Origin of the sequence: uncultured Serinicoccus sp., from assembly GCF_947500995.1 — a bacterium.
Classification (GTDB): Bacteria; Actinomycetota; Actinomycetes; order Actinomycetales; family Dermatophilaceae; genus Ornithinicoccus.
In genome coordinates, this window is sequence record NZ_CANMUA010000003.1 from 85,242 (window position 1) to 100,510 (window position 15,269).

General features: G+C 74.1%; 12 protein-coding genes. 5 read left to right on the plus strand and 7 right to left on the minus strand.

The window, feature by feature from the left end:
* The first annotated feature begins 200 nt into the window (after positions 1–200).
* A complete protein-coding gene (locus tag Q0967_RS05595; RefSeq protein ID WP_298748735.1) occupies positions 201–3,872 on the plus strand; it encodes a cell wall-binding repeat-containing protein in 3,672 nt (1,223 codons plus the stop codon).
* A 157-nt stretch (positions 3,873–4,029) separates the two neighbouring features.
* Here the strand turns inward: Q0967_RS05595 and Q0967_RS05600 are convergent, their stop codons facing one another.
* From Q0967_RS05600 to Q0967_RS05625, 6 genes are all read right to left on the minus strand, one after another.
* On the minus strand, positions 4,030–5,049 hold the full coding sequence (locus tag Q0967_RS05600; RefSeq protein ID WP_298748734.1) for an ArsA family ATPase: 1,020 nt from the start codon (positions 5,047–5,049) through the stop codon (positions 4,030–4,032).
* A gap of 13 nt (positions 5,050–5,062) precedes the next feature.
* Positions 5,063–5,308, minus strand: coding sequence for a cory-CC-star protein (locus tag Q0967_RS05605; protein ID WP_298748783.1), 246 nt, complete (start codon positions 5,306–5,308; stop codon positions 5,063–5,065).
* Between the two features lie 32 nt (positions 5,309–5,340).
* Complete coding sequence (locus Q0967_RS05610) at positions 5,341–7,080, minus strand: carbon starvation protein A (RefSeq protein WP_298748733.1); 1,740 nt, start codon at positions 7,078–7,080, stop codon at positions 5,341–5,343.
* A gap of 147 nt (positions 7,081–7,227) precedes the next feature.
* Positions 7,228–7,998: a DUF4097 family beta strand repeat-containing protein gene (locus Q0967_RS05615; RefSeq protein ID WP_298748731.1), complete on the minus strand. Its 771-nt coding sequence runs from the start codon at positions 7,996–7,998 to the stop codon at positions 7,228–7,230.
* The gene (locus Q0967_RS05620; protein ID WP_298748729.1) at positions 7,995–8,699 is read right to left on the minus strand and encodes a response regulator transcription factor; all 705 of its coding nucleotides are present in this window, start codon (positions 8,697–8,699) and stop codon (positions 7,995–7,997) included. Before Q0967_RS05620 ends, Q0967_RS05615 begins: the two co-directional genes overlap by 4 nt.
* Entirely contained in the window at positions 8,696–10,120 is a 1,425-nt protein-coding gene (locus Q0967_RS05625; RefSeq protein ID WP_298748727.1) for a sensor histidine kinase, read from the minus strand. The genes Q0967_RS05620 and Q0967_RS05625 overlap by 4 nt, the downstream gene beginning before the upstream one ends.
* A 124-nt stretch (positions 10,121–10,244) precedes the next feature.
* Between Q0967_RS05625 and Q0967_RS05630 the strand changes: the two genes are divergently transcribed.
* The 4 genes from Q0967_RS05630 to Q0967_RS05645 all read left to right on the plus strand — a co-directional run bounded on the left by Q0967_RS05630 (position 10,245) and on the right by Q0967_RS05645 (position 14,539).
* A complete protein-coding gene (locus Q0967_RS05630) occupies positions 10,245–11,003 on the plus strand; it encodes a LamB/YcsF family protein (protein ID WP_298748725.1) in 759 nt (252 codons plus the stop codon).
* Between the two features lie 7 nt (positions 11,004–11,010).
* The gene (locus Q0967_RS05635) at positions 11,011–11,667 is read left to right on the plus strand and encodes an allophanate hydrolase subunit 1 (RefSeq protein WP_298748724.1); all 657 of its coding nucleotides are present in this window, start codon (positions 11,011–11,013) and stop codon (positions 11,665–11,667) included.
* A 1-nt stretch (position 11,668) separates the two neighbouring features.
* Entirely contained in the window at positions 11,669–12,550 is an 882-nt protein-coding gene (locus Q0967_RS05640; RefSeq protein ID WP_299449491.1) for a biotin-dependent carboxyltransferase family protein, read from the plus strand.
* A gap of 468 nt (positions 12,551–13,018) precedes the next feature.
* Positions 13,019–14,539 (plus strand): ATP-dependent DNA ligase, encoded by a 1,521-nt coding sequence (locus Q0967_RS05645; RefSeq protein ID WP_298748722.1) that lies wholly within the window; start codon positions 13,019–13,021, stop codon positions 14,537–14,539.
* 167 nt (positions 14,540–14,706) lie between these two features.
* Here Q0967_RS05645 and Q0967_RS05650 read toward each other — a convergent pair whose 3' ends face one another.
* Complete coding sequence (locus Q0967_RS05650) at positions 14,707–15,213, minus strand: hypothetical protein (RefSeq protein ID WP_299449493.1); 507 nt, start codon at positions 15,211–15,213, stop codon at positions 14,707–14,709.
* Between the last annotated feature and the right edge of the window lie 56 nt (positions 15,214–15,269).

Sequence of the window (15,269 nt, forward strand, 5' to 3'; positions counted from 1 at the left end):
GTGACCTGGTGCACGAGGGTGAGGTAAAGGATATACGTGCAGGTCAGACTCTGTTGACGCTACGTCGGACAACCCTGCGGCGTGACCTGATCGTGACCTGATCGTGACGTCGGTCCCCTGGTCTGCAGCCCTCCAACGCCTAGGGTCGAAGACGGCCCACGCGCGACCTGTCGGGGCCGAATCATCGAAGGAGATCATTCGTGAGCAGTGCTAGGCCAGGGGGATCCCCCCGCCGTGCTCTCTCCGCGATCGCCGTCCTGTCGCTGACCGGAGCCGTCCTGGCACCGCTGTCGGCCGCAGCCGACGAGGACGCGTTCGTCGCGCCGGGTTCCCCGGCGCCGGAGAGCAAGATCCAGGACAACCAGGCCACCGGCGCGGAGCTGGTGCCCCACTCCTACTTCGTCCAGCTCGCCGGACCCAGCACGAGCGCCGGCGGTTCGCTGGCCTCGATCGAGTCCCAGCGCGACCGCTTCCTCGCCGACGTGGACGCCGCCGGGGCCGAGATCGAGGTGCGCTCGGAGTTCGAGACCCTCTGGAACGGCCTGTCGGTGACGGCCAGCGAGAGCACGCTGGTCGAGCTGGCCGCCTCCGACGCGGTCGAGGCGATCTTCCCGGTCGGGGTCATCGACGCCCCCGAGCGCCCCGAGGGCACCCAGATCGACCCTGAGCTGTTCACCGCCATCTCGATGACCGGCGCCGACATCGTGCAGAGCGAGCTCGGCTACGACGGCACCGGGGTCAAGGTCGGCATCATCGACACCGGCATCGACTACGACCACCCGGACTTCGGCGGCAACGGCAGCCCCGGCAGCACGACCTTCCCGACCGAGAAGGTGGCCTTCGGCTACGACTTCGTCGGCGACGACTACAACGCCGACCCGAGCGCGGGCGACGCCTACCAGCCCAAGCCGTTCCCCGACGAGGACCCGGACGACTGCCAGGGCCACGGCACCCACGTCGCCGGCATCACCGGCGCCGACGGCGAGGTCACCGGGGTGGCCCCCGGCGTGACGCTGGGCGCCTACCGCGTCTTCGGCTGCGACGGCTCGACCGACGCCGACATCATGCTGCACGCCATGGAGAAGACGCTGACCGACGAGATGGACGTCGTCAACCTCTCTATCGGCTCGGCGTTCTCCGCCTGGAAGGAGTACCCGACCGCGCAGGCCACCGACGCGCTCGCCCGCGAGGGCGTCGTCATGGTCGCCTCGATCGGCAACTCCGGGGCCAACGGCCTGCACTCGGTCGGCGCCCCCGGCGTCGGCGAGGACACCATCGGGGTCGGCTCGGTGGACAACACGTTCTACGACGCCATCGTCTTCGTCGACGAGGAGGGCAACGACGTGCCCTTCTCGGTCGGCACCCCGGCCCCCGCGCCGCCGACCTCGGGCGAGGACACCGTCGTCGCCGTGCACGAGCCCGGCACGACCGAGGCCCAGGCCTGCGGCACCGACCCCTTCACCGCGGAGGAGCAGGCCGTCATCGAGGGCAACTGGGTCATGATCCAGCGCGGCACCTGCAGCTTCTACGAGAAGGCGTTCAACGGCCAGGAGGCCGGCGCGGCGGGCGTCATGCTCTACAACAACGTCCCTGGGTCCATCAACCCCAGCCTCGCGGGCGACCCGGAGATCGAGGTCCCCGTCATCATGGTCAGCCAGGAGGACGGCGGGCGGCTCGCCGCGGACGCGTTGGCGACCGAGGGCCACGTCGTGACCTGGACCGGTGAGGAGGCCTCGGTCCCGAACCCGACCGGCGGTCTCATCAGCTCGTTCAGCTCCATCGGCACGATGGCCGACACCACCTTCAAGCCGGACCTGTCGGCCCCGGGCGGCCAGATCTACAGCACCTACCCGCTGGAGTCGCAGCCCTACGCCACCCTCTCCGGCACCTCGATGGCGTCCCCGCACGTCGCGGGGGCCGCGGCCCTCATGCTCGAGGCCGACCCGGACCTGGGTGTCGAGGAGGTCAAGCTCAAGCTGCAGAACAGCTCGATGCAGCTGCCGCTGAACGTCTCCCCGGCCGCCGGCCTGGAGCTGGTGCACCGGCAGGGCGCCGGCATGATCCAGATCGACGACTCGATCCTCGCCGAGGCGACGATCGAGCCCGGTCTGGTCCAGCTGGGTCAGCAGCTCTCCGGTGAGACCAGCACCCAGACGGTGACGCTGACCAACACCAGCGACGCCGAGCAGACCTACGCGGTCGAGCACACCCCCGCCGTGGCCACCTCCGGCACGGCGAACGACTTCGGCTACTACCTGGCTCCGGCCGACGTCACCGTCGCGCCGAGCGTGGTCGTGCCCGCCGGCGCGAGCGTCGAGGTCCCGATGACCGTCACGTCACCGGCGATCGACGGTGAGATGGGCCCGATCTTCGGCGGCTACGTCACCTTCACCGCCGGTGAGGGCGAGGAGGCCGACACCTACTCGGTCGCCTACGGCGGTCACGCGGCCGACCTGCAGGAGACCGAGGTCCTCGCGGACCGAACCGACGGCACCGAGATGCCCTCGCTGGGCGCAGTCGCCGAGTGCTCGATCTGGCTCGGCTACGAGTGCGTCGACCCGGCCGGTACGTACGTCCTCGGCGTCGAGGAGGGCACGACCTACTCCATGGAGCAGGACGACGCCCCGCAGTTCCTCATCCACTTCGAGCACCAGGCCCGCCGGATGGAGTGGGAGGTCTTCGCGGCGAACGAGGACGGCACCAAGGGTGAGTCCCTGGGGACCGTCGCCGAGGTCGACTACCTCGCCCGCTCCGCTACCCGCGACGGCTTCTCGGCCTACCCGTGGGACGGCATGATGATCGACGACAACGGCGCCTCGGTCCGGGTCCCGGACGGTGACTACATCATGGAGATCGTCGTCACCAAGGCGAAGGCGTGGAACGACGACCGCGAGGCGCAGACCGAGACCTGGGACAGCCCGGTCTTCGGGATCGCCTTCGAGGGCTCGGACTACGGCAACGAGGACCGCCCGGCGGTCCAGCGCACCATCGGTCAGGACCGCTACTCCACCGCCTCCGAGCTGGCCGTCGAGGCCTTCCCGCAGGGTGTGGACACGGTCTACGTCGCCAGCGGTCTGGCCTTCCCGGACGCCCTGGCCGGCGGTGCCCTCGCGGGCTCCGACGAGGCCCCGGTCCTGCTGACCCGCCCGGACATGGTCCCGGCGGCGACGCGGATGGCGCTGCAGCAGCTCGGCCCGGACAGCATCGTCGTCCTCGGTGGCGACGGCGCGGTGGACGACGACGTCGTCACGGCGCTCGGCGAGTACGCCGACGTCGAGCGGCTCGCGGGCGCCAACCGGTACGAGACGGCCGTCGACGTCAGCCAGGCCCAGGCCGACGACGCCGACATCGTCTTCCTCGCCAGCGGCAAGGACTACCCGGACGCCCTCGCGGCGGCCGCGGCGGCCGGGATGGAGGACTCTGCGGTCCTGCTGACCCGTCCGGACCTGCTGCCGGGCGCGACGGCCGACGAGCTGGAGCGGCTGTCGCCGGAGACGGTCTACGTCGTCGGTGGCGACGCGGCGGTCTCGGACGACGTGGCGACCGCCGCCGGTGCCGACGCCGGTGAGGTCGTTCGGCTGAGCGGCACCAACCGCTACGGCACGGCCGCCGCGGTGGCCGCGGAGTTCTTCCCGACCCCGGCCCCGGGCGCCTTCCTGGCGACCGGTGCGGAGTTCCCGGACGCCCTCGCGGCGGCCCCGGTGGCGGCGATGAGCTCCATGCCCGTGCTGCTCACGCGGGCGGACATGCTGCCGAGCCCGACTGTCGACGCGATGACCAGCCTGCGGGCGCAGATGGTCCACATCGTCGGTGGCTACGGCGCGGTCAACCTCTCGGTCCAGGAGACCCTGGAGGACGTCGTCTACCCGTGAGGTCACCGACCTGACGGACCGACACCGGCAGGCCCCCGTCGCGCACCGCGCGGCGGGGGCCTGCCGCGTCCCCGGGGCACCGTGGACGCGGTGCTGCCGACCGTGGATGTTGTGCCGGGGCGGCAGAAGCACGGTCGGGACGGCGGGCTCACCCGCCTCAGAGGTATGCCGCGAGCCGGGCCAGGCCGTCCGCGCCGAGGACCTCGTCCGGCAGCAGCGGCACCTGGGTCACCGGGAGGTGCGGGAGGGCGTCGGCCAGCTGCGCGACATACCCCTCCTCGAGCGCCCGGCGCGCGGCGAGCAGGTCGCCGGCGTCGGCGGGCGAGCGCTTGTTGACCACGAGCGCGCCGACCCCCATGCCGGCCCGGGTGAGCTGCTCGTGCAGCTCCACGGTCTCCAGGACGGGGAGGCGCTCGGCGGCGAGCACGATGACGAAGGCGCTGCGCGCCGGGTCCTGCAGCACCGACCGGAGCTGCGCGAAGCGGGCCTGCCGCCGGTCCAGGATCCGGCGGATCTCGGCGTCGCGTCGCGAGCGCCGGTCCGGCGCCGCGGCCTCGTCGCGGCCCCGCGAGCTGCCCAGGATGTCGGCCGCGGCCCGCTCCCCGGCGTCCGGGCGCGGCCGGCCCTGCAGCCCACGCAGGGCCGCCCCGAAGCGGGCCGAGCGGTCCTGGCGCCGCAGCAGCCCCTCGGTCCACGCCTGCATGAGCTCGGGCAGCGCGACGAGCCGGGAGGTGTGCCCGGAGGGGGCGGTGTCGAAGACGACGAGCTCGTCCGGGTGCCGGGCCTCCAGCACCTCGGCGATCCGCTCGAGCACGGCGGCCTCGTGGGTGCCCGGGGCGTCACGGGCCAGCTCGAGGTGCCGGCTCACCTCCCCCTGCAGGTGCTCGGGCATGAGGCGGTGCATGGTGTCGCGCACGGCGCGCAGGTGCTCGTCGGTGGTCCGCGCCGGGTCGATCTCCAGGCCGCGCAGCAGCGGGGCGAGCTCGACGGTCTCGTCACCCACGGCCCGCCCCCACAGGTGGCCGAGGTTGTGCGCCGGGTCGGTCGAGACGACGAGCACCCGACGCCCCCCGCGGGCGAGGGCGAGGCCCAGCGCGGAGGCGACGGCGGTCTTGCCGACCCCGCCCTTGCCGCCGACGAAGAGGACCTCGCGCCCGTCGGCCAGCCCGCTCAGCACGCGCGGCCCGCGGTCAGCAGCACGAGAAGTGGTCCAGCGGGCTGCGGTCCAGGCCCATCCGACGGTGCCAGTCGTGCACCTGGTCGTAGACCACCGGCAGCAGCTCCACGGTGTAGTAGCTCGCCGGGTTGGGCACCCCGAGCGCCTCGGCCATGACGATGACCATGAAGAGGTCGTCCTCGTCCTGCTGCGCCCGGGCGAAGGTGCGCGCGTAGGGCCCGGCGAACACGTCGCGCAGCACACCGGCCGCCGACCGCAGGCGCGCGGTCGGCGACGGGGCTCCGGACCGGGTCAGCTCTCGTCCGACCGGGTCCGGTTCATCTCGCCCGAGGTGGCCACCTCGGCGGCGGACAGCTGCTCGAGCTCGGCGTCGTCGTCACCCTGGAAGTCCCGCGCCTTGCGCATGGCCCCCAGCGCCTCGACCATCACCCACAGGGAGGCGACGAGGATGACGATGTCGAGGACGAGCAGCAGCCAGTTGCCCTCGGACCAGAAGGTGCCCAGCTGGATGAAGAGGGCGTAGAGGGTCATGACGCCGACGAAGCCGAGCGGGATGAGGGCGGGCAGCGCGGTGCGGCCGCGGCGCAGCAGCATGATCGCCACGATCGACAGGGTCAGGGCGGCGAGCAGCTGGTTGGTGGTGCCGAACAGCGGCCAGATGAGCATGCCGCCCGAGCCGTCGACGCCGGCCCCGAAGGTCAGCGCGAGGGCGACACCGACGGCCACGAGCGTCGCGAGGCCCTTGCCGAGCCGGACGCCGGCGATCTCGCCGATCTCCTGCACCACGAAGCGCTGAAGACGGACACCGGTGTCCATCGTCGTCGCGGCGAAGAGGATCGCGGTCGTCGCGAGGATGGTCGCCGACAGCGACTGGGGCAGGCCCAGGCCGCTCTCGACGATCGCGCCGCCGCCGGAGACGAAGGCCCCGACGCTGCCCTGCCCGAAGGCCGAGTAGACCTCCTCCCAGGCGGCGAGCGTCTGGAAGCCGGCGGTGGCCGCGATGATCGCGCCCAGCGCCAGCAGGCCCTCACCCACGGCGCCGAAGTAGCCGACGAACCGGGCGTCGCTCTCCTTGTCCAGCTGCTTGGAGCTGGTGCCGGAGCTGACCATGCCGTGGAAGCCCGAGATGGCGCCGCAGGCGATGGTGACGAAGAGCAGCGGCACGATCGAGGGGGTGCCCTCGGGGACGTTGCCGTTGACCGCCGGCGCGACGATCTCCGGGCGGGCGATGAGCACCGAGCCGTAGAGGATGCCCAGGGCGATGAACAGCTGGAGCCCGTTGATGTAGTCGCGCGGCTGGAGCAGCACCCAGACCGGCAGCATCGAGGCGATGCCGGCGTAGACGAACAGCAGGATGATCCAGACCGCGTTGGCCGGCAGCCCGGCGACGGTCTCCGGCAGGGCGAGCGGCACCTGGTCGCCGACCCAGATGAGGGCGTAGAGCGCGACGACGCCGACGACCGAGACCACCGGGAGGCTCCAGCGCAGCCGGTAGATGGCCTGGCCGACGAGCAGCGCCACGAGCAGCGCGCCCCAGGTGGGGATGACGGCGGTGGGGGTGCTGACGAGCAGTCCGGCGATGACGACCGCGAAGGCCGCGTTGACCATGAGGAGCAGCAGGAAGATGACGACGAGGAAGAGGTTGCGGCCGCGGGCGCCGATGTAGCGGCCGGAGAGGGCCCCCATCGACTGGCCCTTGTTGCGGACCGAGGCCCACAGCGCGCCCAGGTCGTGCATGCCGGCGAAGAAGACCGTGCCGATGGTCACCCAGAGGAAGGCCGGCAGCCACCCCCAGATGACCGCGATGGCCGGGCCGACGATCGGCGCCGCACCGGCCACGGAGGTGAAGTGGTGGCCCCACAGGACGTACTTGTTGGTGGGGACGTAGTCGACCCCGTCCTCGAGCTCGTGGGCCGGCGTGCGCCGGGAGTCGTCGAGGGCGTAGATCTTCGTGGCCAGGAAGCGCGAGTAGAGCGCGTACCCGACCAGGATCATGGTCACCCCGATGAGGGCGAGGAGGAGCGAGTTCATGGCGGTCTCCGTTGACGGCGCGGCACCTGGCGCCCTCAATCTACCCGACGCTCACGCCTCGTGCGTCACTTCCGTCCCGCCCGTCACGAGGCGGGGTCGTCGCCCGTCCTGCGGGTATGCCCGACGCGAGGCGCGCGGCGTCGCACCTCAGAGCGTGGACGAGGGCGCGACCTCGATGTCGCCGAGCGTCGTCTCGACGTCGATGACGGAGGGGGCGTCCTGGACGTCGTCGACCCGCACGTCCCGGTCGCCCTGGCTGGTCGCCGTGCTCACGGCATACCCGTGCGACCCGGGGACCTCGACCTCCACGTCGCCCACGGTGGTGCGGACGCGCAGCAGCTCCGGGGGCTCCTCCCCGGTGTGCTGGACGGTGACATCCCCCAGCGTGGTGCGCACCTCGGCGCGCGGCGGCGCACCGGAGAGGTCGATGGTGCCACCGGTGACCTCGACCTGCACCTCGCCGGTGCTGGAGACGTCGACGTCGCCGAAGGTGCCCTCGATCTGCAGCGCCGTCCCGGCAGGAACCCGCACGAGCAGGTCCTGGGAGCACACCCCGAGGTTCTCGCCGGTGCAGGGCGCGTCGACGTGCACCGTCCCCCCGTCCCCGCGGGTGCGCACCGCGGGGCGGTTCAGGGTCCACGTCGCGGTGGCGACGACCTGCGGCTCCTCGCCCGTGGCCAGCTCGCGCACCTCGACGTCCCCGCGGGGCGCCTGGAGCACGAGCCGCTCCATCGAGGTGGGCAGCGCCGTGGTCTGCGACCCCTCCTGCGTCATCATCGCCGGGGCGGTGCTCAGGGCGCCGCCGGCGACGAGGACCGCCGTCACCGCGGCCCCCACAGCCCGCAGGGCGGGGTAGGGCGCCCGGGCCCGTACGGCGCGGGCCTGCGCCCGGGCCTCGTGCCGGTCGGCGGCGCTCACCCGCCCTCCCCGTGCTCGAGCCACTGCAGGACGGCGAGCACCCGGCGGTGGTCGTCGTCCGTGGGCGGCAGCTCGAGCTTGCCGAAGATGGAGGAGACGTTCTTCTCCACCGCTCCCTCGCCGATGAACAGCTCCCGGCTGATGGCGCTGTTGGTGCGCCCCTGCGCCATGAGCCGCATGACGTCGCGCTCCCGGGGCGTGAGGCGCTCCAGCGGGTCGACGTTGCGGGCCCGCGACATGAGCTGGGAGACGACCTCGGGGTCCAGGGCCGTGCCGCCCGCGGCCACCGTGCGCAGCGCCTCGACGAACTCCTGGGTGTCGGCCACCCGGTCCTTGAGCAGGTAGCCCACGCCCCGCGGCCGTCCGGCCAGGAGCTCGGTGGCGTAGCGCTCCTCGACGTACTGGCTCAGCACGACCACGGCGACGTCGGGCAGCTCGGCGCGCACGGCGAGCGCGGCCTGCAGGCCCTCGGCGGTGAAGGTGGGGGGCATCCGCACATCGACGACGACGAGGTCCGGGCGGTGCTCGCGCACCGAGACGGCGAAGGTCTCGGCGTCCGGGCAGGCGTCCACGACGTCGAAGCCGGTGGCCCCGAGCAACCGCACGATGCCGTCCCGCAGGAGCACGGAGTCCTCGGCCAGGATGACCCGCAGCGGCGCCGGGGTGCCGGACGCGGCGGTCGCCGCGGTGCCGAGGCTCATCGCGGCCCCCGCGTCCGCAGGGGCAGGGTGATGGCGACGGTGGTGCCGGTCCCGACCGGGGAGTGCACGTGCAGCTCGCCGTCGACCGCACCGACCCGCTGGCGCAGCCCGGTGAGCCCGCTGCCGCCGCCCACGATCGCGCCGCCCGCGCCGTCGTCGGTGACCGTGATGGCCAGCAGGTCGCCGGTGAGACCACGGGCGGTGCCGAGCTCGACGCCCGCCCGGGTGGCCCGCGCGTGCTTGGCGACGTTGGTGAGCGCCTCGGAGACGGAGAAGTAGGCGATCGCCTCGGTCGTCGGGTCGAGCCGTCCCGCGGGCAGCCGCGAGCTCACGGTCACGGGGACGGGGCTGCGGGCGGCGAGCGCCGACACCGCGGCGTCCAGCCCCCGGTCGGTGAGGATGGGCGGCACGATGCCCCGGGCGACCTGCCGCATCTCGGTGATGGCCTCCTTGCTCGAGGCGTGCGCCTCGTCGAGCAGCTCACGCACCTGTCGGGCGGCCTCGCGGTCGTCGGGGTTGCGGTCCAGGGCGTCCCGGGCCAGGCCCAACGTCATGGCCACCGAGACGAGCCGCTGCTGCGGCCCGTCGTGCAGGTCGCGCTCGATCCGCCGGCGCTCGGCCTCGACCGAGTCCAGCGTGTCCTCGCGCGAGGTGGTGAGGGTGTCCACCCGCTCGCTCATGCGCCGCAGCTGCGCCTGCGCGTCCTCGCCCACGAGCCACCGGGCGAGCACGACGTCGACGCTCGCCAGACCCCGCGCGACCCACGGCATCCCGAGCACGAGCACGATGCCGACCAGCCAGGCGAGCGTCATACCGAGGAAGGACTCGACCCGGAGCGCCCCGAGCACGGTGACGCCCCCGGCGACCGGCCCCCACAGCGGGAGGGTGGCGAGGAGGACCCCCTGGACGAGCAGGGTGAGGGTGAGGCCGGCGGCGACCAGGCCCCACAGCCCGTGCAGGCCGACCCAGCCGAGGGCGCGCAGCCGCCGCTCGTCCAGCCCCAGGGCGCGGCGCCAGCCCGGCGCGGTGGAGGGCGCGCGCTCCCCGATGTCGAGGCCGAGGAAGGCGGCGATGCGGTGCCGCTCCAGCACGGACAGGCCGTAGGCGCCCCAGATCGCCGGCACCAGCACCAGGACCCCGACACCGGCGCCCAGCACTCCGAAGAAGCCACCGATCGCCAGACCCGTCAGCGCCAGGGCCGCCACGGCGGTGAACAGGCTGGTCACGAGGTAGCAGACGGTCCACCAGTGGTCGAGGAGGCGGGCCGTCCGGCGCTCGGTCCTGGCGGGTGGGCCCCCGGGCGGGGCGGGCAGCGCCGGCGCGTCGTCCTCGACGGTGTCGCCGGGACCGCTCACCAGGCGGGGCATGCGGGCCGGGCCGGACCCTGGGGCCCCGGGGGCCTGCATCGACGGGCTGCTCATGCCGACCACGGTAGCCAGGACCGGGACCCGCGGTCAGCCGGTACGCCCCCGGGACGACGGGGGGATAACCCCCCCGGGCCGTGCTCGACCGGCCCGGCCGGCGGTTCGCGCCTAGGCTGGCGTCATGCGCATCGACCTCAACGCCGACCTCGGGGAGTCCTTCGGGACGTGGACCCTCGGCGACGACGACGCGATGCTCGGCCTCGTCACCAGCGCCAACGTCGCCTGCGGCTTCCACGCCGGGGACGCCCGCACGCTGGAGCGGACGGTGGCCGCGGCGGCCGCGCGCGGCGTGGTGGTCGGGGCCCAGGTCTCCTACCGCGACCTCGCGGGCTTCGGTCGCCGGTTCGTCGACGCCGAGCCGGCCGACCTCGAGGCCGACGTTCTCTACCAGGTGGGGGCGCTGGAGGCCCTCTGCCGCGTGGCCGGGACCCGCGTCGCCTACCTCAAGCCGCACGGCGCGCTCTACCACGCCGTCGGGCGCCACGAGGGGCAGGCGCGGGCCCTCGTGAGCGCCCTGACCCGGTATGACGCCACCCTCCCCCTCCTGCACCAGGAGGGGTCGCTGGTGTCCCGGTTGGCGCAGGAGGCCGGGGTGCGGGTGGTCGCCGAGGCCTTTGCCGACCGCGGCTACCGCCCGGACGGCACCCTCGTGCCGCGCTCCGAGGAGGGTGCGGTGCTGCACGACCCCGAGGCCGTGGCGGCCAGGATGCTGCGCCTCGTGCGCGAGGGCGTGGTGGAGGCGGTGGACGGCACCGACGTGCCGGTGCGGGTCGCCTCGATCTGCACCCACGGCGACTCCCCGGGGGCGGTCGCCATGGCCCGAGCGGTGCGGGCGGCTCTGGAGGCGGACGGCGTCGAGCTGGCGGCGTTCGTGGGATGAGGCGCTGATGGAGGTCACGCTGCTGCCGATGGGCCGGGACGCCGTGCTGGTCGAGGTGGGCGGCACCGGGGAGGTCCTGGCGCTCGCGGACGCCTTGCGGGCCGCAGAGCCGGGGGCGACCCCCTGGTCGCGGTCGGTCACCGAGGTCGTGCCGTCCGCCCGCACCCTGCTGGTGCGGGTGGGGGACCCGGCGGACCTGCCGACGGTGCGGGAAGGGCTCCTCGTCGTCGCCACCGACCTGGACGCGCCGGCGGACGTCGCCGCGGCGGCCCCGCACGCACTCGAGGACGACGTGGTCATCCCGGTCACCTACGACGGGGCCGACCTGGCGGAGGTCGCCCGGCTGACGGGCCTCGGCGAGGACGAGGTGGTGCGGGCGCACACCGGGTCCACGTGGCGGGTCGGTTTCATCGGCTTCGCGCCCGGGTTCGCCTATCTCGTCGGCGGCGACGAGCGGCTGCACGTGCCGCGCCGCGACACCCCGCGCACCGCGGTCCCGGCCGGGTCGGTCGGTCTGGCCGGGGAGTTCGGCGGCATCTACCCCCGGTCCTCCCCGGGCGGGTGGCAGCTCATCGGCCGCACCGACGCGCCCCTCTGGGACGTCGACCGCGACCCGCCAGCGCTCCTGGTGCCGGGCGCGACCGTCCGCTTCGAGGAGGCCTGACGTGCCGTCGCTGGAGGTGCTGGACGTCGGCCCCCAGGTCCTCGTCCAGGACCTGGGCCGGCCCGGTCTGGCCGCCCTCGGCGTCGGCCGGTCCGGTGCTGCCGACCGCGCGGCCCACCGGCTCGGAGCCCGGATCCTCGCGCAGGACGAGACCCTCGCCGGCCTGGAGGTGCTGCTCGGCGGGTGCCGGCTCCGGACGCACGGCGCGGTGACCGTCGCCGTCACCGGGGCCGAGGGGCCGGTCACCGTCGACGGACGGGCGGTCGGCTGGGGCGCGCCAGTGCGCCTGGAGGACGGCCAGACCCTCCAGCTCGGGGCCCCCACGACCGGGCTGCGCACCTACCTCGCGGTGCGCGGCGGGCTCGACGTGCCCGAGGTCCTCGGCTCGCGCAGCCGGGACATGCTGGCCGGGCTGGGCCCCGAGCCCCTGCAGCCCGGTGACGTCCTGCCCGTCGGCCGGCCACCGGCAGAGCCCCCGACGGTCGACCAGGTGGCGCCACCGGCAGAATCCCCCACCGCTCTGGCCCTCCACCTCACCCCGGGGCCGCGCGGCGACTGGCTGGCGGACCTCGAGGCGCTGACCGCCCAGGTCTGGACGGTCAGCGACCGCTCCGACCGGGTCGGCACCCGGCTCACCGGCCAGGCGCTCACCCGGGCGTCGGCATACCGCGACCGCGAGCTGCCGAGCGAGCCCATGGTGCGCGGGTGCGTGCAGGTGCCCGCCGACGGCCAGCCCGTGGTCTTCGGCGCGGACCACCCGGTGACCGGCGGCTATCCGGTGGTCGCCGTCGTGCAGCCCACGGACATGGACCGGCTCGGCCAGCTGAGCCCGGGGACGCAGGTGCGGCTGACCTGGGCCCAGCCCGGCGCGGCCCGTCCCTGACCGCCCGGTCGGACCCTCGGTGTGTGCGGTCGTGGCCCTCCAGGGGCCACCGCCGCGCACAGTGGGCCTGCCCGATGATGGCCCTGACTCCCTCGTGTGCGGTTCTGGCCCTCCAGGGGCCACCGTCGCGCACAGTGGCGCGGGCCCCGGCCCGGGCCCGGCGTCCGGACGCAGAGGAAGGGCGCGTCGGTCCCGTGACAGCCGACGCGCCCTTCTCGCCAGGCACGCAACCCTCCCGATGACCTGTGGCGGGCGCGCAGGGGGGTGTGCCCACCACCAGTCACATTGCTCTCGTGCCTGATCGACCCGACGGCGCCGAGACGCGACGCCTGGTCGATGTCTCCACGCTAACGGCGCGTCGGCAAAGGGCGGGTATGCCGCGGGTAAGGACTTGGTCAAGTCTGTGACGGGTGGGGTGGGGCGCCGGTGGCCGCGACGGGCCCGCCCGGGTGCGCCAGACTGCACGGTATGCATCTGGCCGAGGTGACCTCGACGTCCGCCGCGGTGGCCGCGACCCGCTCGCGCACCGAGAAGACGACCCTGCTCGCGCAGGCCCTCACGGACGTGTCCGGAGGGGACCCGCGCGAGGTCGAGGTGGTGGCCGACTACCTCGCCGGAACCTTGCCGCAGCGCACGGTCGGGGTCGGCTGGCGTTCCCTGCGGGACCTCCCCGACCCGGCCGCGGACCCGTCGCTGTCCGTGCTGGAGGTGGACGCGGCGCTCGACGACCTCAAGCAGCTGGCCGGCGCCGGCTCGACGGCGGCCCGCGCGGCGGCCCTGCGCGACCTCCTCGGCCGCGCCACCGACCAGGAGCAGGAGTGGCTCGTCGGCCTGCTCACCGGGGAGCTGCGCCAGGGGGCCGGCGACGGCGTGCTCCTGCCGGCCATCGCCCGGGCCGCGGACGTGCCCGAGACGCTGGTGCGCCGGGCCGTCATGCTCGCCGGCTTCCCCGGGCCGGTCGCCCGGGCCGCGCTGACCGGCGGGTCGGCGGCGCTGGAGGAGGTCCGGCTGGAGGTCGGGCGCCCGCTGCGGCCCATGCTCGCCGGCTCCGAGCCGGACGTGGCGACGGCGGTCAGCGGGGAACGCGAGCTGGCCCTCGACCTCAAGCTCGACGGCATCCGCATCCAGGCCCACCTCGACCGGGACGCCGAGCAGCCCGTACGCCTGTTCACCCGGAGCCTGGAGGAGATCACCGACCGGCTCCCCGAGGTGGTCGAGGCGGTCGGCGCGCTCCCGGCGGGGTCCGCCGTCCTCGACGGCGAGGTCATCGTGCTCGGCCCCGACGGTCGCCCTGAGCCGTTCCAGGTCACCGGGGCCCGGACCGCCTCGCGGACCGACCCGGCCGAGCTCGCCCGCACGACCCCGGTGACGACATACCTCTTCGACCTGCTGCATCTCGACGGCCGCGACCTCGTCGACGAGCCCGCGACCGAGCGGTGGGCGGCGCTCGGCGACCTGGCGCCCGGCCTCGTCGTGGAGCGGGTGAGCACCGACGACCCGGCGGTGGCGCAGGAGTTCTTCGACCGGGTGGTCGCGCAGGGCCATGAGGGCGTCGTGGCTAAACACCCGCAGGCGCCCTACGCCGCCGGCCGACGCGGCGCCGGGTGGGTCAAGGTCAAGCCGCGCCGCACCGCCGACCTCGTCGTCGTCGCGGTCGAGTGGGGCAGCGGGCGCCGCCAGGGGTGGCTGTCCAACATCCACCTCGCGGCCCGCGGCGCCGACGGCGAGCCGGTCATGGTCGGCAAGACGTTCAAGGGCATGACCGACGAGCTGCTCGCCTGGCAGACCGAGCGCTTCCTGGGCCTGGAGACCGCGCGCGAGGGCCACGTCGTGCACGTGCGCCCCGAGCAGGTGGTCGAGGTCGCCTACGACGCGGTGCAGACGTCGAGGCGGTATGCCGGCGGCGTCGCCCTGCGCTTCGCCCGGGTCCTGCGCTACCGCGACGACAAGCCGGTCGAGGAGATCGACACGGTCGAGGCGCTGCGCTGACCCACCACCCACCGAGCGCCGCGCATGGTTGCCCTGGACCTCCACCGGGCGCCGCACATGGTTGTCCTGGACCCCACCGGGCGCCGCACATGGTTGTCCTGGACCTCACCGAGCGAGGCGCCGTCCTCGGGGTCCCCGACGGGGGCCCGGCGCCCGGTCTGCCGGGATCACCCCACGCGCTGTCCCTGCCCGTCGAAGCACGGTGACTCGACGTCGAGACTGACCCGGGCGTCCAGCTGCGGCGCGACGGTGACCTTGAACCCGTCGGCGTCGCGGTGGTAGGTGACCGGGTCGCCCTCGGGGGCGGGGTTGTCGATGCGTTCCCAGCCGTGGTCGTCCAGCCAGGCGCGGACGAGTTCGGCCTGCCCGGCCTCGAGCTCGGGGTTCTCGTCCTCCGACACCCGCAGTCGGGCTGTCTCGGCCCAGGCCGAGATCTGGGACGTCGTGTCCAAGGTGCAGGCCCGTAGACGACCCGGAGCCATCTGCTGCTCGACGTCGGGCTTGTCCGCCAGGTCGAACTGGTCCCACAGGTCGTGCAGGATCTCTCGCGTGCGGGCACGCTGCTCCCGCGCGGCTGCCTCGTCGGCGCGCGCGGTCACCACGGCGCCACCGGGGGTGGTGACTCGTGCGTCGTCGGCACTCAGCAGTGCGCAACCGGCAACGCTGGCCATCATCAGCCCCATTGCTGTGGCGCCGGGCAAGCGCCGTCCTCGGGGTCCGAGACGAGGAC

Excerpts from the sequence above, each read along its gene's own strand:
- Q0967_RS05625 (WP_298748727.1), bottom strand. The coding sequence starts at position 10,120 with ATGAGCAGCCCGTCGATGCAGGCCCCCGGGGCCCCAGGGTCCGGCCCG.
- Q0967_RS05630 (WP_298748725.1), top strand. The coding sequence starts at position 10,245 with ATGCGCATCGACCTCAACGCCGACCTCGGGGAGTCCTTCGGGACGTGG.
- Q0967_RS05650 (WP_299449493.1), bottom strand. The coding sequence starts at position 15,213 with ATGATGGCCAGCGTTGCCGGTTGCGCACTGCTGAGTGCCGACGACGCA.
- Q0967_RS05635 (WP_298748724.1), top strand. The coding sequence starts at position 11,011 with ATGGAGGTCACGCTGCTGCCGATGGGCCGGGACGCCGTGCTGGTCGAG.
- Q0967_RS05620 (WP_298748729.1), bottom strand. The coding sequence starts at position 8,699 with ATGAGCCTCGGCACCGCGGCGACCGCCGCGTCCGGCACCCCGGCGCCG.
- Q0967_RS05645 (WP_298748722.1), top strand. The coding sequence starts at position 13,019 with ATGCATCTGGCCGAGGTGACCTCGACGTCCGCCGCGGTGGCCGCGACC.
- Q0967_RS05610 (WP_298748733.1), bottom strand. The coding sequence starts at position 7,080 with ATGAACTCGCTCCTCCTCGCCCTCATCGGGGTGACCATGATCCTGGTC.